Genomic DNA, 23,555 nt, shown 5'->3' on the forward strand with positions numbered 1-23,555 from the left:
ACAATTAAAATCCAACTTTCAGGGAGAATGTAAATTGTCGTGGCAACGGCATTGCTACACCACCGGAAGTAACGAACTCAGGGTCCTGACCTTTCAGTTTTTTATCCGCATATGCGAGCCAGAGGTTATTACCCTGGAGTTTCACACCAATGTTGTTGGCGCGGATCAGTTTAGCTACGCTTGCGGGAATATTATAAGCCAGGGATAATTGTTTCAGCCTTACAAAACTTCCGTCAGCTACCCGGTTAGAGGTGTAGTTATAAACAGTATAGGGATAATAGGATCCTATGTAGGCGCGTGTTAAATAATCCGCGATGGATGGTATATTCGTTACTTTTTCATCCTGTGGTAAGGTCCATCTGTCAAGGAATTCCTTCGGCATTGCGTTTGCGTCAGAGTAGTTGAGCGCAAATTCGTTGTTCAACCTGATTTTATTTCCTGCCTGGTAGGAGAAGAAGAAGTTCAGCACAAACCCTTTGTAGCTAAAGGTATTATTCCAGCCACCGGTGATGGTAGGATCTACTGTACCTTCATAAATCAGGTAATCCCTGTTGGTGCTTTGTACATATACACCGGTGGACAGCTTACCGTTTTCATCAAGGAAGTATGGCATACCGCCAGCCATCAGCCCCTGGAAGTTAACAGAGTACAGGCCACGAACGGCATGTCCTTCTGTTGCTCCGCCTTCAGGAATGATGAGGTCATAGATGCGTGGTTTACTTTTCAGGTTGGTGATCTCGTTTTTGTTATAGCCAAAAGTCAGGTTGGTGGACCAGTTAAAACGTTTTGTTTTAATCACGCGACCGCCAATAGTCAATTCCGCACCGCGTGATTTCATATCTGCATAGTTGGCCATCTTGGTACCTTCACCACCAATACCGGAGGTACGCATATTACTGATGAGATCAAAACCATTACGCTGATAAATATCTGCGGAAACGCTCAGCTTATCACCCCAGAAACCTGCATCCACACCGATATTACCTTCATATTGTTTTTCCCAGGTAAGCTCAGAGTTTTCAAGATTATCTATCTGAATTCTTGGTTCCAGTTCTGTCTGGCGGGGACGGATAGTAGAGCTGTTTTCAAATACCACGGTGGAGTTGGTAGCACTACCAATGCTGGCGGTCAGTCCATACGATCCGCGTAATTTCAGGAATGCGATATTGCGGTTATCCTTCAGGAAATCTTCCTGATCCAGATTCCACGCACCACTTACCGTCCAGGTAGGCAACCAGCGTGCCTGTCTGGATTTACCCATGCGGTTGGAGCCATCGTAACGCACCGTTCCGTTAAACACATACTTACCATCGTAGGAATAACTGGCGTTACCAAAAACCGACAGGTATCTGTCATATTGTTTTTGCATTCCATAATAGTTGTTGCCGCTTTCGAGGAACATTTTTACGATACGGTAGTCAGTGAATGGGGTGCCACCTTTATCGTATTGGTAGCCGAACCCGTTGTTAAACGTATTCTGACGATCGGTGTATTTAAGCTCCTGACCTGCGAACGCAGATACCAGGTGTTTTTCCTGGAAAGTGTGCTTATACTCAAGCTGGTTTCTTACATAGTAGTTCACAAGTTTATCCTCGTTAAGATTGTAGAAACCGCCGTATGGGAGGGTAGGCACTTTTACAGTGATTTCCGGATGGTCCGGATCGAGGTAGAGGAATCTGTTGTTTTGAGCTACGGTAGCATTGGGCATATATCTGTATGCTTCTGCCATGTTGGAATGTTCGGTAATAATATTTTCCCGTGTCGTTTTTACGAAACGGACAGCACCGAGTGTTTTGAAGTTGAAGTCTTCCGAAATTTTATACCCCAGCTCGCCCTGGATTTTTGTATCCAGCATGTCCAGGTTGATGTAGTTGTTTTCCAGCTCGTGAATGATGTTGAAAGGAGCGTAGTTTCTGTTGAAATATTCCAGTTCACCATTTTCGTCGTAGGCGGTAAGCGTACGGCTGGTATTCAGTGCAAAGCTGTATGGGTTGATATCAAAGTCGCGTGTGTATACACCTTCTACTACGTTGCTGGAGCGGCCTTGTGTACCAGGTGCGCGCTGTTGCCGGATAGATCCGTTCACGATCACGTTAGCGGTGAGGCGGTTCGTGATATTGTATGTACCACGGAGGTTGGCGGTATATCTGCTTACGCGGTCGGCAATGGACCAGCCATTATCGTTATAATATCCCAGGGAGATATAATGTTGGGATTTTTCGGTACCGGAGGAGATACTTAGCGAGTGTTCCTGTACGAAAGAGTTCTTAAACAACAACCCAAACCAGTCCGTATTTGCTTTAGCGTATCGTTCGAGGAAAGCGGTTCTTGCTTCCGGTGTGTTTTCCAGGGCAAACTTACCTGTTGCCGGATCATACTCTTTCAGCAGTCGGTACATCTTGGCATATACGCCACCAGTGTTATCATTGGCGATGTTAGAGGTCAGGTTCCCTTTGCGGTACATTTCCGCGTAAACCGACATCTGGTCAGCAGAGTTCATAATATTGAACGTGCTGTAGTCTGGTTTGAGGAAAGTGGAGAAGTTACCGCTGTAGTTTACCTGGGTGGAGCCTGCACGACCTTTTTTGGTAGTGATCACGACTACGCCGTTCATGGCACGGGCACCGTATTGCGCGGTGGCGGCAGCATCTTTCAAAATAGTAAATGACTCGATATCATCCGCGTTGATACCGGCAACGGAGGAGCTGATCAGCGTGAGGGCGTCGCCGCTGGAGAGCTGGTCGTTACTGATGTTTACGATATCTTCCAGTACTACGTTATCTACCACCCATAAAGGCTTGTTTTCACCGGTGATAGAGGTGGCGCCTCTTACACGGATTTTAGGAGCGGCGCCAAAGGTACCGGATACGTTTTGTACGGATACGCCGGCTACTTTACCTTCCAGCATACGGCTAACGTCGAGGATACCATCCTGTTTCACGTCAGCGCCGGAGATATTGGTTACAGAGCCGGTAAAGAGTTTTTTGGCTACGTTTTGGTAACCGGTAATTACCACTTCACCGAGGCCGGAAACGTTGTCTTCCAGAACGATGTTGAAGCTGGCACGGTCTGCTACCGGTAACGACTGGGACTTGAATCCCATAAAGTTAAATACCAGTACGTCTGATGCGTTGGCGGATATGGAAAATCGGCCGTCGGCGTCGGTGATAACGCCTTTGGACTGTCCTTTAATTTGTACGGAAACGCCGATGAGGGGATTTCCTTTTTTATCGGTAACCCGGCCGGTGCGCTTTTCCTGTTGAAAGGCGACGGCATTTACTTTGTCGGTTGGTGTTTCCTTTAGTTTTAGGATGATGGTTTTTGACACCATTTCATAGTCCAGCGGCTGGTCTTTAAGGACCAGTTCCATGAAGTCGCTCAGCGGAACATCCTGTGCATTCACAGAGATATCGTGGGAGCGCTGGAGCACTTCTTTTTTATAGAATACGAGGTATCCGGTTTGTTTTTCTATGGCAGAAAGTACACGCTGGAGGCTCACTCGCTGGCCGGTAAATGTGACATGCTGCGCTTTCACTTCAGCTGCAACCTGCATGATAGATACCAGGATAATCAATGCTGTTAATTTCATTGTAATCAGCAGTTTTTTTAGGCTGGTACCCATACCCTTTTGTGGAATATGCCGTTCTGCCAGCACTGCTTCCGGGGTATCGGCGGCGATGGCCGATCCTTTCTGGAAGCCGTCCGGTGCTACATTTCCGGGCATAGCATACCAACTACAATTAGCATTTTTTTGCATAAATTGCATTAGTTTGATCTGTTTAAATGGTTGTTTAAAAAATTGGTTTCATTCAGCCAACGGCAGTCAAATCACTTACCGGAGGTGGTCGTAACACTTCCGGTTTTTCTTTGACGGTCTGTTTACTTTCGTCCTATTTACTTGTTAAATAATAGCATTGAGAGGTGACGCTATTTACATCGCGTTTACTCATTTTGGTTGACTGCAGTGTATCTGCCAGACTAAAAACAAATAACATCGTTCATTAAGGCATTACCATAAGCTTTCTTTCATTGGTCAGGTAGCAGTGCACACCTGCCTGGTTTAAGACTTTGATTACTTCGGAGAGCATCAGGTTCCGGCTGATCTTACCTCCGAATTGAATATCTACAGGAACATTTTTTCCAATTTCTGTTTCTATGCCGTACCAGCGGGTAAGCTGGCGCATGAGCATGGTCAGGTCGTTTTCATCGAAATCGAAGTACCCATTTTTCCAGGCGGTTACATTATCTGTGTTTACGTGCTGGATGGTGATCTTACTATTTTCGTGTATGGCGGCCTGTTGGTCGGGCCGTAGTGTTTCTTTTTGTGCGGGGCTACCTGCGGACACCATTACGGCGCCGCTGATGAGCGTGACTTTGGTAGCATTTTCATTCGGGTAGGCGTTGATGTTAAAGTCCGTACCCAATACATCTACCGTTCCTTCGTTGTGACCATCGCTCATGATGGTGACACGGAAAGGGTGGTTTTGATCGGTTGCTACCTGCAAATATACCTCACCGGTAACGGTTACTTCGCGGTTGTTCCCGGCGAAGTAGGTAGGGTATTGAATGGAGCTGGCGGCGTTGAGCCATACCAGGGTACCATCCGGCAGTACTACTTTAAACTGTCGCCCGATGGGCGTGGACAGGGTATTTACCTGTGGTTCCCCGTTGAGCTGATCCTTTCCGTAACCGATTTTGCCGCTGTCGAGCACGATATTGACACCATTCTGTATGGCGATTACGCCGTTACCGGCGGAGTCGAGTACCAATTGTGATCCATCGCCGAGCGTAAGAATGGCACCGGCTTTTCCTGGGGCAACATTTACATGTTGAGCTACAGTAGCAGGTTTAGATTTGCTTTCTTTATGTAACCACCAGGCGCCGGTGCCCAGCAACAGTACAGCTGCCGCGGCGGCGCTCCATCTTCTGATATTAAGTACTCTCGCAGGTTTACGCAGTGCTTCGATTGTGGATTCATCCAGGGCGGCTTCAATCATGGCGACACGACGTGCATCGGCCGATGGCTGGGCGGCGAGGTCAGGGAACTGATCGCTATATTTATCGAGTACAGCCAGCTTTTCCTCCATAGCGGCGTTATCAAGCCAATGGCGGAAGGCGAGGTAATCCTGCTCTGAGTAATTACCGGCGGTGTAGTCTTTTAAAAAAGCGTTTAATTGTTCCTTCGTCATAACCTGGAATGTGTATCCGGTATAAGGACGTTTGAAGGAATCGAAAGGACACGTCGGTCCAAAAAAAATTTTTTAGAAAAATGGGATTGTAAGGAGGAGAACGAGGAAAAGGTGGTTGTCAGTTTCCTCAAAGCATTGCCGGACCAGCTTTTGGGCTTTATAGAGCTGGTTTTTTACGCCGGACTTGGATATACGCAGTTCGGCGGCTATTTCGTCCAGGGACATGCCTTTTTCCACGCTGAGGCGGAATACGTGCTGGCATTGGGCAGGGAGGGCGGTAATTTGTTGTTGTACTTTTTCATAAATGTAGCGGTAATGCCATACATCCTCTGGTGTTTCGGCTGTAGCGGTTGTTTGCAGGTCGATGATAGCGGCTTTTCTGACGGCAAGGTGGCGTAGGTGGTCGAGCAGGCGGTTGCGGGCAGCCTTAGCTACATAGCTTTTAAATGCGGTGACTGTGCTGAGTTTGTCCCGTTGTTCCCATATGCGTACGAAAACGTCCTGAATGACCTCATCGGCTTCGTCTTCCGAGTTGGTAAACAGGCGGATATATTGCGTTACAGCATCCAGGTGGCGGGAATACAGCTGGGTGAATGCTTCACGGTTTCCTTGTGATACGAGGAGTATAAGGTGTGGTTCGTTATATAATTCTTCAGTTGACAAAATGGCGATACTACAATTTCCGGACAATGGCGGTTCAGGCCTGAGCTAAAGCTAAGGATTTTTTTTGGGGGGAGCAATGGGGGAGGGGGAAGGGATTATTTTTTCCGGGTTCGGCGGAGTTCTTCAGTTCCAAATTTAAGGGTTGCCTCATCCTTGATTATCAACGTATCTTTCATCTGTTTTCTGAAAAAATCGCAGGCTGACCCATCGAAGGTTATGTGCACCTGCTTATGACCTGGGCTATTTATATTCAAGGTGTCTGAGTATAGGTGATGAATATGAAGAGGATGTGCTGCCTCATATTCCCTGTTTTCCTCGAATAATAAAAATAGCTTGTTGACGACTACACCTACCGAAAAGGCCGTGTCCAGACTAATACCTATTTGCAGAGAGTCATTGATAAAAAGCGTTTTATTGATTAAGGGATCATTACCTGGCCAGGAGCTGTTTTTAATAATGATGCTGTCCCTATCGCTGTCAGGGGTGGCAACCAGCTTGCTGACAATCGGCACTTTGTGGATATCGTTGTGATTGTAGGCATCTATTAAAACAAATCTTCCCTGTTGGGTCCAATTACCGTTAGCATAATCAATGATGCCCCACTTTGTTCTATTGATATAGGTAAAAGTACTATCCTTCGGATTGAAATTCAATTCTATCCAAGGCATTGAGTAGTGCGCATATTCACCAGATATGCGTGGGGCGGCGGTGCAGCTGAACAATAGAACCGCCAATAGGAAGGTCGTATATTTCATGATAACAGGATATTTTACAATGGATGCAGCCATAATGATATCAAAATAACATTGAAAACCCACATTGCCGAAGACGCTTCGGTATTTTGTTTAAAATCTGCTTCAGAAAATCGGAGGCGGTTCCTTTTATCATCGCTACTATAGAGCCTTTACGGCCCTTTGCCTGCTTATTGGTGACAATGGTATAAAGCTCCCCGCTAGAGAATGCAGTTTCGTCTATGCTCAAGGCTGGGCCTATGTTCCGTTGGAATAGCATCCATTCACAGGCATGTTCTTTTTGATCCCAGTTATTAAAGTTGCTAAGGTGATGCTTGTATTGCTGTCCCAGCTGCTTACCATCAACATGGAAGAATTTACCTAGCTGTACTGGGCTTATTGGATGATTATCTAAGTAATCCTTTTAAAAAAGCCGCGAACTCCATAGTCATCCGCGTTCCCTTTTTCACAATTTCCCAATCTCTTGTTACTATCTCATTTGTTCCTACAACCTCCCAGCGGCGCCGCTTCACAAAGAGTGTAACCTTCTTTCTGCGGATAGGGAAGTCCTGAACTGCAACGGGGGGCAAAAAGTCTTTTGCATGCAGTTTTTTGTGTTGATGCTCGGCTGGAGCGATATTCTTTTCTTCTAAGTAAATACTAATCTCTGCTTCGGTTTGTGAAGCATCTGTAAGTTCGAAATAATACAAAATCCCCTCTGGTAGAAGGGCTTCTAAGAGAAGATTCAAATTCTTATCCACTGTTTCCTGTCTAGTTAAACTGCAAAACAACGATTTTTACAACAATCCCCCAGGTATTCAACTTGATCCGACTCTACCATTAAAAACGTGTATCAAAACATGTATCAAACGATAAAGGCTTCCAGCGTACAAAACGCTGAAAGCCTTTATAGAAGCGTGCTCCCAACAGGGCATGATCCTGTGACCCCCTGATTATGAGTCAGGTGCTCTAACCAACTGAGCTATAGGAGCTGTTCCGAAGAACGCAAACCCTCTTTCGAGGGACGGCAAAATTAATTATTTTATTCAATTAACCTAAAAAATATTTTGCAGTGTAACTCAAACGCCTATACTTTATGAAAAACGTGTTTCTTTGTAGTAAATACGCACATATGCAGGGAATTAAAAATATCATCTTCGATTTGGGTGGAGTTATCCTAAACATCGACTACAAAAAAACCAACGACGCTTTTGTAAGTCTCGGTGCTGAAAATTTCCATGAGCTATATTCCCAGTTCAAAGGCTCCAACCTGTTCAACGACCTCGAAACCGGCCATGTCACCAACGAGGAGTTCCTGGCTGAAATGCATAAACACCTCCCGGAAAGCGTCACCGATGAGCAGATCATAGCCGCCTGGAACGCCATGCTGCTGGATTTCCCTCTGCAGCGACTCCAATTACTGCAGCAGTTAAGGCAGCAGTATAATTTATATCTCCTTAGTAATACCAATGCTATCCATCTCGACTACTTCAATAAAATACTGATGGATACCCGTGGCATCCCTTCGCTGGCGGAATTTTTCGACAAAGCCTATTACTCCCACCTTATGGGATACCGGAAGCCCGGAACGGAGATCTACCAGGTAGTGCTGGACGAAAATGGACTAAAAGCAGGGGAGACGGTATTTATCGATGATACCTTACCTAATATAGAAGGGGCTAAAAAAGTGGGTATTCATACTATCCACCTCGAAGCGCCGAAAACCATTCTGGATATTTTCAAGCCGCTCGCGGTATAACTTATAAAAGAAAAACCTCACGGAGACGTGAGGTTTTTTTATTTAATTTCTTCAAAATCAATGTAATCGCCTTTATCGGGCTTGGATTCCGGACGGGATACCGGAGGCTGCTTCTGCTGCGAACTGTATCCCTGCTGCGCAGCCTGTTGCTGCTCATATTGCTGGCGCATTGCTTCTTGCATGTCCGACATTTGCCTCCTTACCACCTTCGTAGAGCGGTAAATAGGTATGATGAAGTCAAACACCAGCTTGTAAAGCAACCAGGCAAGAAAAAGATATATTAGCGTCTTCAACATAATGGTGCAAAGGTAGCAGATAATCTTTCCCGACCATTAAATCCTCCCGGCATTTTAAGTTTTCTTTAACGTTCATAATACGACTTTCAGCTCCTTGTAACCATTACTTTAACTGCCAAACGCATAACACAAAATCAACATACAACTAATCTTATCAGAAAAATATTACTGGAAAAAGAGATTTTGTTTCTTTATCCAATATAAAACCCTAATTTTGCGTAGGAAAAATGATTCAAACGAAGGGGACGAGATATCGGCCCCTTCGCGCTTTTTGTATGGCAAACGAACTCGTGATAACAGCAATAAGGGAGTTGGCAGAAGGCCTGCTGGCAAACGATCCCGATAATTTTCTGGTAGATATCAGAATTAAGCCCACAAATAATATTAAGCTCTTTTTGGATGGGGATAAAGGTGTGCCGGTCGACAAACTGGTCTCTTTTAACCGCGCCCTTTATGCACAGCTGGAGGAAAAAGCCCTTTTCCCGGATGGTGACTTCTCCCTGGAAGTTTCCTCCCCCGGACTGGATGAACCCCTGAAACTGCACAGACAATATCTAAAAAATATTGGTCGAAAAGTGGAAGCCACTTTCCCGGACGGTACTTCTAAAGAAGGAACCCTGACCGCAGTATCTGAGGAAGGTTTTACCATCGAAGAGCTGGTTGGAAAGAAAAAAGAAAAAATATCTACCGAAATAAAATTCAATGAAATCAAGCATACGAAAGTGTGCATTGTGTTCTAAAATATAATAAATAAACATGGCTAGTATTAACCTGATTGAGTCATTCACGGAGTTTAAGGAGGCGGAAAACATTGACCGCCCTACGCTGATGAAGGTTTTGGAAGATGTTTTCAAAACCCTGCTGAGGAAAAAGTATGGCTCTGATGAGAACTTTGACGTCATTGTAAATACAGAAAAAGGAGACCTTGAAATATTTCGCCGACGTACCGTAGTGGAAGATGGAGAAGTGGAAGATGATAATGCTCAAATCGCATTCACAGAGGCTACTGCCATTGAAAAGGATCTCGAAATCGGAGAGGAACTCTTCGAAGAAGTAGAGATCCTGGACTTCGGACGCCGCGCCATCCTCGCAGCAAAACAAACGCTGTCGGCACGCATCGGCGACCTCAAAAAGAATATTCTCGTAAAGAAATATGCTGATAAAGCCGGCGAAATTGTAACCGGTGAAGTATACCAGGTTTGGAAAAAAGAAGTTTTATTGCTTGATGATGAAGGGAATGAATTAATTTTGCCTAAAGCCGAACAAATCCCCACCGATTATTTCAAGAAAGGGGAGAACGTTAGAGCGGTGGTGAAAAAGGTAGAAATGAAGAATAATGCCCCACTCATCATTCTTTCCCGGACACATCCATCCTTCCTGGCTAAATTGCTGGAAATTGAAGTTCCTGAGATCTTTGATGGCCTGATCGTTATTAAGAAAATCGTTCGCGAACCAGGTGAAAGAGCTAAAGTGGCCGTTGAATCTTATGACGACCGTATCGACCCGGTAGGTGCCTGCGTGGGTATGAAAGGTAGCCGCATCCATGGTATCGTTCGTGAGCTCAGAAACGAAAACATTGACATCATTAACTATACTACCAACATCCAACTCCTGATTCAACGCTCGCTCACACCTGCCAGAATCAGCCGCATGGAAGTAGATATGGAAAATAAATACGCCTCCGTTTACCTGAACCCAGATCAGGTATCCCTGGCCATCGGTAAAAAAGGCGTTAATATCAAACTCGCCTGCGAACTCACCGGATTCGAAATTGACGTATTCCGCGATGAACAACAGGAACAAGCCGAATTTGATATTGATCTGGAAGAATTCTCAGACGAAATCGAAGAATGGATCATAGATGAACTGAAGCGCATAGGTTGTGATACTGCCCGCAGCGTATTGGAGCTGACCACAGAAGAACTGGTCCGCCGCTCGGATCTTGAAGAAGAGACAGTGCAGGATGTAAGAAGAATATTACAGGAAGAGTTTGACAAAGAATAAAGCCCAGCCAGAACCCTTCCCAGGTAAAGGGCTTATTAGAAGGGGAATTGATTTTTTCGAGTTATTGTTTAAACGTAAAAAAACAGCCCGTTTGGAAGAAACGGGAAACAGGGGAGGCCCGAATTACGATATGCCTGAAACAACAAACAACACACCACGATTGCTGGCCGCAGCCAAAGAGTTTAATATTGGTAAAGAAACACTTATCGACTTTCTTTCCAATAAAGGCTTCGATATTGGCGGCTTTGGTTCGCCAAATGCCCGCCTCACGGCTGTTATGTACCAAGCGCTGCAGTCGGAGTTCCAACAGGACAAGGCTAACAAACGCAAAAGCGATCAGATAGCCCTGCCCAAAGGAAGCGTGTTAGAAGCGAAGAAGAAAGAAGCAGAGAAAGAGAAAGGAAACGAGGAAGCGGAAGCTGTGGCTAAAAAGAACACTCCTAAAGAAGAAAAAGAGCCAACTGCTCCAGTAGCAGAAGCACCTAAACCCGAACCTAAGCCGGAACCAGTGAAGGAAACCCCTAAACCGGAACCTAAAGCTCCCGTTCAGGAAAACCCGCCGGTTAAGGAAAAAGAAAAGGTTGAACCGCCCGTTGCACCACCTCCCCCTGTAGCGGAAGCGCCTAAAACTCAGGCCCCGCCTGCCGAACCGGAAGTGGTTAAAACCGAAGCTCCTAAAATTAACGGCCCGCGCGTCATCACTACGATCGACCTCGATGCACTCAACCGCGGCGGTAAAAAACCCGCCCAGAAAGAGCAGCCTAAACAAGAAGCTCCGGAAACAAAACCAGCAGCAACTCAGCCTAAGGAACAACCCGCCGCTGAAAAACCTGCAGCACAAGAGCCTGCCGCTCAACCCGAACCACCTAAAGCTCCCGCCGCTGAAAAACCAGCCGCTCCAGCTCAGGTGCAACCGGAAAAACCGGCAGCCAGCACAGAGAAACCCGCAGAAAAAGCTCCCGAAGCTGCACCTGCTAAGGCTCCTCAACCTGCGCAATCAGCAAAAACAGATAAAACCGATACGACGAAAGACAAAACGGAAAAAGCCGCACCGGTTGAAGATAAACCTTTAGTTAACAAAGTGGAAGAAGTATTACAAGAGGCAAAACCGGCTGCTGCAACCAAACCTACGGTTATTCCTGTCAAACAACCTGTTGTTAAGGAACAACCCGCCAATAACGAGCCGCCCGCCCAAGCTCCTGCTGCACAAAATAATGCAGATGAGCAAGCCAGTGCCGTTATCGAAAACATTCAGGCCGAAAAATTAACCGGCCCTAAAGTAATTGGCAAAATCGAACTGCCGGTGCAATCCGACAGAAGAGACAATAATAAAAGCAACTTCAACAAAGATCGCGACGATAAACGCAAACGTAAGCGCATCATCGTTGAAAAGAAACCTGAACCTATCCAACCGCGCGACTTCAAAGGTGGCGAAAACAAGGAAGGTGGCACAGGTACAGGTGATCACCCACGCCATGAACGCCCACACGGCGACCGCAACCAACACGGTGGCGGACAAAATCGTCCAGGTGGTCAACACGGCGACCGCAACCAACACGGTGGTCAAAACCGCCAGGGTGGTCAACACGGTGGCGGACAAAACCGTCCTGGTGGTCAGCACACAGGTGGTCAAAACCGCCCAGGCGGACAACACAGCGGCGGACAAAACCGTCCTGGTGGTCAGCAAGGTGGTGGATACAATCGCCCAGGTGGCCAGCAAGGTGGTGGTGGATACAACCGCCCAGGTGGTCAGCAAGGTGGTGGCCAGAACAGAGGTAACTTCAACCGCCCTGGTCAGGGTGGTGGCTATAACCGCCACGGCAACAGCGGTCCTGATAAACGTACCGCTGAAGAAAAGGAAATCGACAAAAACGAAATCCAGAATAAGATTAAGGAAACAATGGCCAAACTCTCCGGCAACACCCGCGGTAAGGGCGTAAAAGCTAAACACCGCCGTGAAAAACGCGAAGAGAGAGCCAATGAAAGAGCTAACCAAAACTTGGAGAACAACAAACTCCAGGTTACCGAATTCATCTCCGTTAGCGAACTCGCTAACCTGATGGATGTTAGCTTCGCCGAAGTCATCTCAAAATGTATGGGACTCGGTATCATGGTTTCCATTAACCAACGCCTCGACGCAGAAGTAATCGAGCTGGTATCCGGCGAATTTGGATTCGAAGTAGAATTCATAGGCCTGGACGCAGCAGAAGAATCTGAAGAAGAAGAAGTAACAGACGCACCGGAAGATCTGGAACCCCGCGCTCCAATCGTTACCATCATGGGTCACGTTGACCACGGTAAAACTTCCCTGCTCGACTATATCCGTAACGCAAACGTAGTAGCTGGTGAGGCCGGCGGTATCACCCAGCACATCGGTGCCTACCAGGTGACAACCGCAGGTGGTAAAAAAATCACCTTCCTCGATACGCCAGGTCACGAAGCGTTTACCGCCATGCGTGCCCGTGGTGCCAAAGCAGCGGATATCGCCGTAATCGTAGTGGCAGCAGATGATGCTATCATGCCTCAAACACGTGAAGCAATCTCCCACTCACAGGCAGCTGGCCTCCCAATGGTCTTTGCAATCAACAAAATTGATAAAGACGGTGCCAACCCTGAGAAAATTAAAGAACAACTCGCTGGTATGAACCTCCTGGTAGAAGACTGGGGTGGTAAATATCAAAGCCAGGAAATATCCGCTAAAAACGGTCTGAACATCGATGTACTCCTGGAGAAAATCCTCCTGGAAGCTGAACTGCTCGAACTGAAAGCCAACCCTAACCGCGAAGGCTCCGGTTCAATCGTAGAAGCTTCCCTGGATAAAGGTCGCGGTTACGTTGCCTCCCTCCTGGTACAAAATGGTACCCTCCGTCAGGGCGATACCATCGTGTCCGGCTCCTTCTACGGTAAAATTAAAGCCATGTTCAACGAACGTGGTCAGAAAATGGACGAAGCTGGTCCTTCCATGCCAGTACAGGTGCTCGGCTTGAACGGTGCCCCTCAGGCAGGTGAGAAATTCAGAATGTACGAAAACGAATCTGAAGCCAAAGAAGTGGCCAACCGCCGCGCTCAGATCGTTCGCGAACAGGGTATCCGTACCAAGAAACATATCACCCTGGATGAAATCGGTCGCCGTCTGGCACTGGGTAACTTCAAACAGCTCAACCTCATCATCAAAGCCGACTTTGATGGTTCCGTGGAAGCGCTGTCCGACTCCCTCCAGAAACTGTCTACCGAAGAAATCGTTATCAGTATCGTACACAAAGCAGTGGGTCAGATCACCGAATCCGATGTTCTCCTCGCTACCGCATCCGATGCTATCATCCTCGGTTTCCAGGTACGTCCGTCTTCTCAGGCAGCCAAACTCGCCGAGAAAGAAAACATCGAAATCCGCAACTACTCCATCATCTACGATGCGATCGAAGAGATCAAATCCGCAATGGAAGGGATGCTGGAACCAAAAATCGAAAAGAAAGTGGTGTGCAACGTCGAAGTACGCGAAACCTACAAATTCGACAAGGTTACAGTGGCTGGTTGCTTCGTACTCGATGGCAAGCTGACAAGAAATACCCGCGTGAACCTCGTTCGCGATGGTATCGTAGTCCACACAGGAGACCTCGGCTCCCTGAAACGTTATAAAGAAGACGTGAAGGAAGTAGCCTCCAACATGGAATGCGGTCTGAGTCTGCGTAACTACAGCGATATCCGCCCAGGCGATATCGTCGAAGGCTTCGAAGAAGTAGAAGTTAAGAGAACTTTATAAGAACTCTTTTCCATAATCTTAAAGTGCAGCGAGGTCCACTTCGCTGCACTTTTTTTTAGATCAGTCCGCTTTTTTCCCGGCCTGATCTAAACTTTTGTTAAATCCATCGAAATTTAGTAGGGGACTGATCTTTATTTGGTTATTTTTGAACTTTACGAATTTAGTATGAAGAAACTTCTGGTATTATCTGCTATATCACTTACCATCCTGCAAGCTGTTTCAGCGCAGCAGAAACTTGTAGCAGATAAAATAATTGGTATAGTAGGGGACAAAATAATCCTGCAATCGGATATGGAAGGTGCACTCGCAGATCAGCAGCGCAACACCATTGACGGTGTATTACCTCCCAACGCCTCCTGCAATACCCTGGAAATGCTCATCTCCCAGAAGGTAATGGTACTTCAGGCAGAACGCGACTCCCTCCCGGTAAGCGATGGCGACATCGAAGGCCAGATGGAAAACCGTATCCGCTACTTCGAACAGCTCTACGGCTCCAAAGAAAAAATGAAGGAAGTAACCGGCTACACCGTTTACCAGCTCCGCGAACGCTTCCGCACACCTATTAAAGAAAATCTGCTGGCACAAGCCATGCGCAATAAAGTAATCGAACAGGTGAAGGCAACCCCTTCCGAAGTAAAACGATTCTTCGACGCCATTCCTAAAGACAGCCTCAAATTCTATGAATCTGAACTGGAAATCGGCCAGGTAGTAATCACTCCTAAAGCGACCCGCGAAATGGATAACTATGCCATCGAGCGACTGCAGGACTTCAAAAAACGGGTAATCAATAAAGAAGCAGACTTCAGCTCACTCGCCATCCTTTACTCCGAAGATCCGGGCGTAAAAGATAATAAAGGCATCTACCCGATGAACCGTAACGATAAAAATACCTGGGACCCGGACTTTATGGCCGCCGCCTTCCGTTTGAAAGAAGGGGAGATCTCCAACCCGGTTAAATCCGCTCACGGTTACCACATCATCCAGATGCTGAAACGTCAGGGCGATAACATCACCGTTCAGCATATCCTCATCCGGGCAGCAGTAACCAAATCCGACCTGGCGAAAGCCACCGAAAAGCTGGATTCTGTACGCAGCCAGATCCTCGCCAATAAAACCACTTTTGCCCAGGCAGTAAGTGACTATAGCGATGATCCTTCCGCTAAATTCACAGGCGGTATGCTGCAGTCCAAAACAGGCGAAGGTACCCTGATCACGGTCGATCAACTGGAAGATCCTTCCGAAAAAGAAATCGTAATGATGCTCGACACCCTGAAGCCAGGCAGCATCTCCAAACCAACCACTTTCGTGGATGAACAAGGCCATACCGCCGTACGCATCGTGTACCTGAAAACACGTACACAGCCGCACAGGGAAAACCTCAACGACGACTACGCACGCATTCAGCAACGCTGCCTCATGATCAAGCAGGCTGAAGCAATCAATAAATGGCTCCTGGAAAAGATCCCTACGTTCTATGTACACGTAGATCCTGAGTACAAAAACTGTGAGCATATTAACCAGTGGATGGCACAGCTCGCCAAACAGTAAAACCACTTTTAACTTTTTAGAAAAGCGGCGCGGAGATGATCTCCGCGCCGCTTTTCATTTCCACTCATCCCGTAGTTACGCTAAGATGACGCGAATTAGTTTTAATTGCCGTAACTTTGCATCTTCAATTTTCAGGCATGAGTGATGCGATCAAGCATGAATGCGGACTGGCATTTATAAGATTGAGAAAACCGTTCTCATATTACCAACAGAAGTATGGAACTGTTTTCTATGGGCTGAACAAATTATATCTGCTCATGGAAAAGCAGCACAACAGGGGCCAGGATGGCGCTGGTGTAGCTGCTGTAAAATTAGACACTGAACCAGGTGTCCCCTTTATGCACCGCGTACGCAGTAGCGCTCCACAAGCCATCGGCGACGTTTTCAGCAAAATCAGGGACGAAATTCAGGAAATCGAAAAGTATCAACCCGAGATCACCAAGTATCCGGGACTGATGAAAGGTCATATCAAGTTCCTCGGCGAACTCCTCATGGGTCACCTTCGCTACGCAACGCAGGGTAAAAACAATGTGGAACTCTGCCACCCTTTTGTAAGATACAATACCATCCCTGCCCGCAACCTCGCTATGGCAGGTAACTTTAACCTGGTAAACGCAGATGAACTCTTCAAATTCACCGACGTTAACCCAGGCGAAGTACACAAAAACAGCGACCTCGCTGCCATGCTCGAAACCGTGCACCACTTCCTCTCCAAAGAAGACGAAGAACGCCGCAACGGCCTCGACATCAAGCATATCCTCCAACAGGCATTCTCCTTATTCGATGGTGGTTACCACGCTGCCGGCCTTATCGGCACAGGTGACGCCTTCGTAATCCGCGATCCAAACGGTATCCGTCCTTCTTACTACTACGTAAATGAAGACGTAATCGTAGCCGCCTCCGAAAGAGCTGCTATCCGCACCACTTTCAACGTTGGCGAAAACGAAGTACTGGAATTGATGCCAGGCCACGCCCTCATCGTTAAACCAAACGGTGAATACGCCATCGAGAAAATTATCGAACCAAAAGAAAGAAAAGCCTGTAGCTTCGAAAGAATCTACTTCTCCAGAGGTAACGACGAAAAAATTTATAAAGAACGTACTTCCCTCGGCCGTAATCTTTCAGGTACCGTACTGAAAGCCATCGACAACGACCTGAGAAATACTATCTTCTCCTTTATACCAAATACAGCAGAAGTAGCCTTCTACGGCCTGCTGAAAGGACTGGAAGACTACCTCAACAAAATCAAGATCGAGCGTATCCTCTCCTGGGGTAACGAAGTAGATCCGGAAAAGCTCTCCGAAATGGTGAACCGCCGTATCCGTATCGACAAAATCGCGATCAAGGATGTGAAGATGAGAACCTTCATCACAGAGGATTCCAGCCGTAACGAAATGGTACAACACGTGTACGACATTACCTATGGTACGGTTCGTCCGGGTGTGGATACCCTCGTAGTGATCGATGACTCCATCGTTCGCGGTACCACCCTCAAAGAAAGTATCGTGAAAATGCTGGATCGCCTCGGTCCTAAAAAGATCATCATCGTTTCCTCCGCACCACAAATCAGATACCCTGACTGCTATGGTATCGATATGAGTAAAATGGGCGATTTCGTTGCCTTCCAGGCCGCCATCGCACTGCTGAAAGAACAAGGCAAGGAACACATCCTCCAGGAAGCCTATGGCCTCTGTAAAGAGTTGGAACGTACCAATACCCTCCACGCACAAAACGTGGTGAAAAATGTGTACAAACTCTTCACACCGGAAGAGATCTCCGCGAAAATCGCTCAGATCCTCAACCCTGGCGGTATCAATGCCGAAATCGAAGTAATCTACCAATCCATCGAAAGCCTACACGAAGCCTGCCCTAATAACCTGGGCGACTGGTACTTCACCGGTAACTACCCTACACCAGGTGGTAACCGCGTAGTAAATAAAGCTTTCATGAACTTCATGGAAGGTAAAAACGAAAGAGGCTACTAAGAATTGAATTAATTTTTTTTAGAGAGATACAACAGGAGCACCAAACCGGTGCTCCTTTTTTTGCCCCTGCCCCCGACGAATAACACCGAAGGCCCCATTAACATATAAAATCCCTTGGAAAACAACATTTTCCGTATTTCTATGTTAATTTTATCTTAAATGAATCACACAACGATTCCTATTTGCCCCGTTCCTATTAACTTTCTTTAAAATAAGTATTTACGTAAGTTTTCAGCCCATGAAAACATTGCTACTCATCCGACACGCAAAGTCAAGCTGGAACGATCCAAACACAGACGACTTTGACCGGCCACTCAACAAAAGGGGAAAAGATAACGCCCCGGAAATGGCCCAAAGACTCCTGGACAAAGGTGTAGTTCCAGAATTGATCATTGCCAGTCCCGCAAAGAGAACCCGTACAACCGCCAAACTAATGGCCGACGTATGGCATTACCCTAAACAGGCCATCCTCCTGGAAGATGAGCTCTACCTCTGCTATGCTTCCACATTCCTCAAAGTAATCACTAAAATAGATGATGATTTCAACGCCGTAGCCATTTTCGCACACAACCCCGGCATAACAGACTTCGCTAATTATCTCACAGAAGAGATAAGGATCGATAACGTACCCACTGCCGGCGTATTCGCAATACAAGCCAATACGGACTCCTGGCAGGAATTCGATCGCGCTAAAAAAACATTCCTGTTCTTCGATTACCCCCGGAAAGATTAACCTTTTACAATCTTGTCGTAAGAAGCAGTAATACCCTTGATCAGCGAAGAACTGAAGCCCTGGTGTTCCATTTCATTCAATCCCGCAATAGTGCAGCCTTTAGGGGTTGTTACCTTGTCGATTTCTGCCTCCGGATGGGTGTTCCCCCGGATCAGCAACTCAGCAGCACCTTTCACAGTCTGCGCTGCAATCAGGCTGGCCGTACGCGCGTCAAAGCCGATTTCAATACCTCCCTGGATATTAGCCCGGATAAAACGAAGCGCATAGGCAATACCACATGCACCTAACACCGTTGCAGCATCCATCAGCTTTTCATCGATGGTAACGGCTGCACCCAGCTGATTAAACATATCGGTAACGAAATTCGTTTGCGCCGGGGTAGCATGCTTGAAACTCAAACAGGTCATGGATTCCTGTATGGCAATGGCGGTATTGGGCATCGCACGCACCACGGCCATGCCGGGAACAATACGTTCCAGGTCATCAATGCTTACACCGGTTACCACGCTGATTAAAATCTGTTTGGCGGGGTCAAATATTGCGCTGTACTCCTGTAGTACCTCACGCACGTTATAGGGTTTAAGGGCCACAATAATCACCTCCGCACCTCGGATGGCAACCGCATTATCCTTTTCCACCTGCACACCCGCTTCTTTCAGGGCTACCAGGGTATCAGTATTACGCTTGGTAATGGTAATATCTCCGGCCTGTGAAAAACCGCTCTTCAGCAATCCCTGGGCAATGGCCGATCCCAGATTACCACCACCTATAATGGCTATCTTCTTGGCTGACATAAAAAAGGTTTACATTATAAATCCTCAGAAAGGTAAAACAAATGCGCCATTGATGCAAAAAGTCAGCATTGCATTATCTTGCATAAATGGGCACTTCACAAAAAGCAACCGCATTTTTCGCACGTATCCAGGAAGCAGCAAATACCCCGCAGCCAACCGATAAGCTCCGGCTCTATAAGCTCATCCTGGAAAGCCTTTTCCGTGATCTTACCCGCCAGGAGCATCGCTCTTTTGGCAACCTCTTTGCCAGGATGCAGTTCTATTTCGATAAAGAAATAGTGCCCGCCGATATCCAGCAGCAACTGACCGCGTTGCGGATACTAACTGCCAGGGCTACACGTACTATTTTTCCTTTACAGGGAGAAGAACACACCCTCTGCATCAAAGCCCTCGCGGAGTCGGTAGCATGGTTCTATTCAGCAGTAGTACCACTGCGCCTCTCCGAAACCTATTACGACGCCGGAGACAAATCTCTCTCCCGTAATATCCGCAACCGCCCCGCCAGCATCGTTTCCCTGAAATGTATGATCACTGCCGTGGGTCCACTCGCCACCAACCACCAGGGAAAATATTCCTGCGTACTGCTGGTAAAAAATGATGAACAGGGCGACTTTGAATTATCACTCGATGGCCTGGATTCCGCCACCGTAATGGTAATGCACGGGCAGCTTCGCCCATACGATTCCCTCCACGTCATCCACTGCCGCCAGGAAGAAACAGAAGAACACCAAACACCGTTATATACAACCACCACCGAAAGTCAGCTGGTACTGGAACCAGACCTGCTGATCGACATCAGCGACCTGGCAGAATGCTTTAACCATAAAGGAACCAATAAACTCCTGTATCTGGTGAAGAAGCTGGTGCCACAAACCTCCAGCCCTGCCGCATTCAAGGGAAACCTCGTGAATGCCCTGCTGGATGAAATGCTGCGCAATAAAGAAATCGACTTCAAAACTTCCTTCAAGGAGGCTGTGGCGGATAATGTGCTACAAGCCGCGGCCTATGGCCGCGATAAGATTAACGAAATGTTCCGGGATATCCGGCAGTCGCACTGGGGCAACCTCCAACAAACGGTGCGCGATCTCCAGGATAAGCCGGTACGTATTGAACCCACCTTCTTCTCGTCCAACTACGGTATCCAGGGGCGACTCGACCTCATGGCAGAAGACGAAACCGATCCCGCCAGGAAAGAAATTTTTGAGCTGAAAAGTGGTAAAGCCCCGGATTTTAATACCTGGAAAAACCATGAAATGCAGGTAATCGGCTATAACCTCCTACTGCGGTCTGCGTTTGGCCGTAAACGTAAGGGGAGTAGTGCCATCCTGTATTCTGCCGCCCAAGCGGAGCCACTTCGAAATGTGAGCAGCACCCATGCCGGCGAAAACGCCCTGCTGCAACTCCGCAATGAAGTAGTGGCCATGATACTGCGGCTCGCTGCCGGTGAATATGATGTTTTATCGGATATCAACAGCACCTCCGCCGTTGGGCTGCCATCCTTCAGCATGGAGCCTTTCATGGGTTTTGAAAAAGCCTGGAACGAGGCACCCGACATCACTAAAATCTACTATAAAACATTCCTCTCCTTCATCCTCCGGGAGTTTTTACAAGCCAAATGCGGCATGTTCTCCGAAGTGCACCGGGAAGACGATGCCGACGGGTTTGCCGCCCTATGGCTGCAGCAGGAAGAAGAAAAGGCTGACCGGTTTAATATCATTCCCGGGCTGCAATTCCGCGAATTTAACAGCAACGCCAGCTCGGTTACTTTTGATATAGTCGCCACCGTTAGTCACAATTTCAGGGTAGGAGATACCGCTATCATCTACGCCAGAACCGGGGCGGAGCTGAAGCCATTACAGCAGCAGCTGCTCAAGGGCCGTATCGATGAACTGGGCAAGGACTACCTTATCTTCTCCCTGAATAACAGGCAAATGACCCTCGATTTCTTCCGGCAGCACGACGAATGGATCATCGAGCATGATATCTATGAGTCCAACTACTGGATTGCCGCGTCATCACTGTTTTACATGCTGGCGCCGCAGTACCGCAACAAGGCAGAAACGCTGTTGGGACTCAGAACACCGCGCAGCCGCGAGCTGGAAGTTCCGCTGCCGGCGATGTTCAACTGCAACCAGGAAGAGATTGTCCGCAACGCCATCCAGGCGGAAGATTACTACCTCCTGCAAGGGCCGCCGGGTACAGGCAAAACCTCGGCCATGCTCACCACCATTGCGGATGAACTGGTAAAAAGAAATAACCACGTGGTGATTGTAGCCTTTACCAATAAGGCGGTGGAAGAAATTTCCCTGAAGCTGGATGCAAAAAATATTTCCTATCTGCGCATGGGCGGTCGCAATACGGCATCAGCGGTGCAGTTGAAAGAGCTGTGCATGAATGGTTCCCTGGATGATGCAAAACAGTACATCACCAGCCATCGCATTTTTGTAGGCACGGTGGCTACAATGGCTACCAGGCTGGATTTGCTCATCACCATGGGCATTCCTATGGATGTGCTGATCGCCGATGAGGCCTCACAGCTCACAGAGCCGCAATTGTTAGGACTACTGATGCCTTTCCGTAAGTTCATACTTATCGGGGATCAGAATCAGCTGCCGCCGGTGGTGGCACAGGAAAGTTTTTTCTGCGAAACGAAGCAGGAAGATCTGCTACAGGTAGGCATTTCGGACCTCCGCTGTTCTATTTTTGAGCGACTGATGCGCCAATGCAAACAGCATAACTGGCAGCATGCCTGGGGCATGCTGAATACGCATTTCCGCATGCACGAAAGCATTGCCAGCATGGTCAACCCATATTATGCAGGGCAGCTGACTGCTGGTCGCACGGAGCAGCAGGAAGATTTTACCCACCCCGATGGCAATACCCAGTGGGACCGGCTTTTATCTCTCGGCAGAAAAGTATTTATACCCAGCCCATACGAGCCTACTTCTAAAATGAACAGCACCGAAGCCGCCAGGGTAGTGGATTTACTGCGATACCTGCGGCAACAGTATGGCCCTGCATTCAACAAGGATACGGTGGGCGTGGTAACACCCTGGCGCACGCAGATCAGCCTGATAAGGGAGTTGATTGCAGATGATAAGGACCTGCAGGCCGTAAATATTGACACCGTGGAGCGTTTCCAGGGTTCTGAAAACGATATTATTATTGTTTCGTTGGCAGTATATCATATCGGGCAGGTACATACGTTGCAGTGCCTTGGCCAGTTTCAATGGAATACTGAGCAGATAGAGGTGGATCGGAAGCTATTGGTAACGTTATCCCGTGCACGAAAACAGGTGATCATGATGGGCTATGAACCGGTGTTGCAGGAGAGTGCCCATTACAGGCGGGTATTGGGGGAGATGGTCAGGGTAGAGGCAGGAGCGGTGGCCAGTACCTGAAAATATAGGAGATAACAAAGGCCACACGTACGTATGGCCTATGTCAGACAACATCATATATAGATCATTCCTGGCAAACCAGGCATTAATCCAATGTAACGTGCGACCAGTTTTCACCGCTTTTAATACGGTAGAGCTGCATTTCGCTGATATCAAACTGTTCTGCTATCTGCTTCATGGTTTTTTTACCAGGTTTGTTTAGCAGGCGTTTGATGCTCTTCACTTTGGTCACGTTCAGTTTCAGACCTTTCAGCCTGTTCCTTTGTTTTTCTTTATATGCCTTTTTAGCCGGGCTGTTCTGCTGATGGCCTTCCATTTCTTCTTTGGTAGCCCATTCCAGGTTGCTGGCTTTATTGTTTTTCTTATCGTAGTCGAGGTGGATCACATACCTGTGCGTACGCCCTGGCCTTTTGTTGAAGAGCTTGGCTACTTCTCTGTGCAGGTAGAGTGATTGATAGGTATCTGCCGGTTTTACATTCAAAACCGTATAGCCTTCCACGGTAGAACCCGTGAGAAGCTTACCATCTTCAATACTTTCATGATAGCTGATCACTCTTCCCATGTTAGAAACCGCATATTTCTTACGCAGGGCAGATTTGTTTTTAATCTGTAAGTCTTTCCAGACTTCATTTTTCAGATTTTTAATTGTGGTCATGTGAAAGTAATTTATGATTTATTGTATTTCCGGGGTC

Annotated in this window: 16 protein-coding genes and 1 tRNA gene; 8 read left to right on the top strand and 9 right to left on the bottom strand. The window is 47.4% G+C overall.

Annotated features, from left to right (window positions below):
• Positions 1–4 precede the first annotated feature (4 nt).
• The 6 genes from KW844_RS00720 to KW844_RS00745 all read right to left on the bottom strand — a co-directional run bounded on the left by KW844_RS00720 (position 5) and on the right by KW844_RS00745 (position 7,575).
• Positions 5–3,757 (bottom strand): SusC/RagA family TonB-linked outer membrane protein, encoded by a 3,753-nt coding sequence (locus KW844_RS00720; RefSeq protein ID WP_255578083.1) that lies wholly within the window; start codon positions 3,755–3,757, stop codon positions 5–7.
• A 244-nt stretch (positions 3,758–4,001) separates the two neighbouring features.
• Positions 4,002–5,189: a FecR family protein gene (locus KW844_RS00725; protein ID WP_218374797.1), complete on the bottom strand. Its 1,188-nt coding sequence runs from the start codon at positions 5,187–5,189 to the stop codon at positions 4,002–4,004.
• 72 nt (positions 5,190–5,261) lie between these two features.
• Entirely contained in the window at positions 5,262–5,852 is a 591-nt protein-coding gene (locus tag KW844_RS00730) for an RNA polymerase sigma factor (protein ID WP_218374798.1), read from the bottom strand.
• Between the two features lie 95 nt (positions 5,853–5,947).
• Positions 5,948–6,640, bottom strand: coding sequence for a hypothetical protein (locus tag KW844_RS00735; protein WP_218374799.1), 693 nt, complete (start codon positions 6,638–6,640; stop codon positions 5,948–5,950).
• 350 nt (positions 6,641–6,990) lie between these two features.
• Positions 6,991–7,344, bottom strand: coding sequence for a transposase (locus KW844_RS00740; RefSeq protein WP_370626435.1), 354 nt, complete (start codon positions 7,342–7,344; stop codon positions 6,991–6,993).
• A gap of 157 nt (positions 7,345–7,501) precedes the next feature.
• Positions 7,502–7,575: transfer RNA gene (locus KW844_RS00745), tRNA-Ile, on the bottom strand.
• 104 nt (positions 7,576–7,679) lie between these two features.
• Between KW844_RS00745 and KW844_RS00750 the strand changes: the two genes are divergently transcribed.
• Positions 7,680–8,342, top strand: coding sequence for an HAD family phosphatase (locus KW844_RS00750; RefSeq protein ID WP_218374800.1), 663 nt, complete (start codon positions 7,680–7,682; stop codon positions 8,340–8,342).
• Positions 8,343–8,380: 38 nt separating this feature from the next.
• Here KW844_RS00750 and KW844_RS00755 read toward each other — a convergent pair whose 3' ends face one another.
• Positions 8,381–8,638: a DUF4834 family protein gene (locus tag KW844_RS00755; protein WP_218374801.1), complete on the bottom strand. Its 258-nt coding sequence runs from the start codon at positions 8,636–8,638 to the stop codon at positions 8,381–8,383.
• A gap of 275 nt (positions 8,639–8,913) precedes the next feature.
• Here KW844_RS00755 and KW844_RS00760 point away from each other — a divergent pair, with 275 nt between their 5' ends.
• From KW844_RS00760 to KW844_RS00785, 6 genes are all read left to right on the top strand, one after another.
• Positions 8,914–9,378: a ribosome maturation factor gene (locus tag KW844_RS00760; protein ID WP_255578085.1), complete on the top strand. Its 465-nt coding sequence runs from the start codon at positions 8,914–8,916 to the stop codon at positions 9,376–9,378.
• A 16-nt stretch (positions 9,379–9,394) separates the two neighbouring features.
• Positions 9,395–10,642 (top strand): transcription termination factor NusA, encoded by a 1,248-nt coding sequence (nusA, locus tag KW844_RS00765; protein ID WP_218374803.1) that lies wholly within the window; start codon positions 9,395–9,397, stop codon positions 10,640–10,642.
• 91 nt (positions 10,643–10,733) lie between these two features.
• Positions 10,734–14,402 carry a translation initiation factor IF-2 gene (gene infB / locus KW844_RS00770; RefSeq protein WP_370626436.1) on the top strand — a complete coding sequence of 1,223 codons (3,669 nt, stop codon included), beginning with the start codon at positions 10,734–10,736 and terminating at the stop codon, positions 14,400–14,402.
• A gap of 165 nt (positions 14,403–14,567) precedes the next feature.
• On the top strand, positions 14,568–15,950 hold the full coding sequence (locus KW844_RS00775; protein WP_218374804.1) for a peptidylprolyl isomerase: 1,383 nt from the start codon (positions 14,568–14,570) through the stop codon (positions 15,948–15,950).
• A 257-nt stretch (positions 15,951–16,207) separates the two neighbouring features.
• The gene (locus KW844_RS00780) at positions 16,208–17,935 is read left to right on the top strand and encodes an amidophosphoribosyltransferase (protein ID WP_255578086.1); all 1,728 of its coding nucleotides are present in this window, start codon (positions 16,208–16,210) and stop codon (positions 17,933–17,935) included.
• A gap of 238 nt (positions 17,936–18,173) precedes the next feature.
• Positions 18,174–18,668, top strand: a complete 495-nt coding sequence (locus KW844_RS00785) for a histidine phosphatase family protein (protein WP_218374806.1) — start codon at positions 18,174–18,176, stop codon at positions 18,666–18,668.
• On the opposite strand, the gene proC is transcribed toward KW844_RS00785, so the two are convergent.
• A complete protein-coding gene (proC, locus tag KW844_RS00790; protein ID WP_218374807.1) occupies positions 18,665–19,462 on the bottom strand; it encodes a pyrroline-5-carboxylate reductase in 798 nt (265 codons plus the stop codon). The genes KW844_RS00785 and proC overlap by 4 nt on opposite strands.
• An 86-nt stretch (positions 19,463–19,548) precedes the next feature.
• On the opposite strand from proC, the gene KW844_RS00795 reads away from it, so the two are divergent.
• Complete coding sequence (locus tag KW844_RS00795; protein ID WP_218374808.1) at positions 19,549–22,863, top strand: DEAD/DEAH box helicase; 3,315 nt, start codon at positions 19,549–19,551, stop codon at positions 22,861–22,863.
• A gap of 85 nt (positions 22,864–22,948) precedes the next feature.
• Here KW844_RS00795 and KW844_RS00800 read toward each other — a convergent pair whose 3' ends face one another.
• On the bottom strand, positions 22,949–23,518 hold the full coding sequence (locus KW844_RS00800) for an NUMOD4 domain-containing protein (protein ID WP_218374809.1): 570 nt from the start codon (positions 23,516–23,518) through the stop codon (positions 22,949–22,951).
• Between the last annotated feature and the right edge of the window lie 37 nt (positions 23,519–23,555).

Origin of the sequence: Chitinophaga sp. sic0106, from assembly GCF_019219075.1 — a bacterium.
Lineage (GTDB): Bacteria > Bacteroidota > Bacteroidia > Chitinophagales > Chitinophagaceae > Chitinophaga.

What these genes read in the sequence shown, in the direction of transcription:
- KW844_RS00720 (WP_255578083.1), bottom strand. Translation starts at nt 3,757, where the DNA reads ATGCAAAAAAATGCTAATTGTAGTTGGTATGCTATGCCCGGAAATGTA.
- KW844_RS00725 (WP_218374797.1), bottom strand. Translation starts at nt 5,189, where the DNA reads ATGACGAAGGAACAATTAAACGCTTTTTTAAAAGACTACACCGCCGGT.
- KW844_RS00735 (WP_218374799.1), bottom strand. Translation starts at nt 6,640, where the DNA reads ATGGCTGCATCCATTGTAAAATATCCTGTTATCATGAAATATACGACC.
- KW844_RS00750 (WP_218374800.1), top strand. Translation starts at nt 7,680, where the DNA reads ATGAAAAACGTGTTTCTTTGTAGTAAATACGCACATATGCAGGGAATT.
- KW844_RS00755 (WP_218374801.1), bottom strand. Translation starts at nt 8,638, where the DNA reads ATGTTGAAGACGCTAATATATCTTTTTCTTGCCTGGTTGCTTTACAAG.
- KW844_RS00760 (WP_255578085.1), top strand. Translation starts at nt 8,914, where the DNA reads ATGGCAAACGAACTCGTGATAACAGCAATAAGGGAGTTGGCAGAAGGC.
- nusA (WP_218374803.1), top strand. Translation starts at nt 9,395, where the DNA reads ATGGCTAGTATTAACCTGATTGAGTCATTCACGGAGTTTAAGGAGGCG.
- KW844_RS00775 (WP_218374804.1), top strand. Translation starts at nt 14,568, where the DNA reads ATGAAGAAACTTCTGGTATTATCTGCTATATCACTTACCATCCTGCAA.
- KW844_RS00780 (WP_255578086.1), top strand. Translation starts at nt 16,208, where the DNA reads ATGGAAAAGCAGCACAACAGGGGCCAGGATGGCGCTGGTGTAGCTGCT.
- KW844_RS00785 (WP_218374806.1), top strand. Translation starts at nt 18,174, where the DNA reads ATGAAAACATTGCTACTCATCCGACACGCAAAGTCAAGCTGGAACGAT.
- proC (WP_218374807.1), bottom strand. Translation starts at nt 19,462, where the DNA reads ATGTCAGCCAAGAAGATAGCCATTATAGGTGGTGGTAATCTGGGATCG.
- KW844_RS00795 (WP_218374808.1), top strand. Translation starts at nt 19,549, where the DNA reads ATGGGCACTTCACAAAAAGCAACCGCATTTTTCGCACGTATCCAGGAA.
- KW844_RS00800 (WP_218374809.1), bottom strand. Translation starts at nt 23,518, where the DNA reads ATGACCACAATTAAAAATCTGAAAAATGAAGTCTGGAAAGACTTACAG.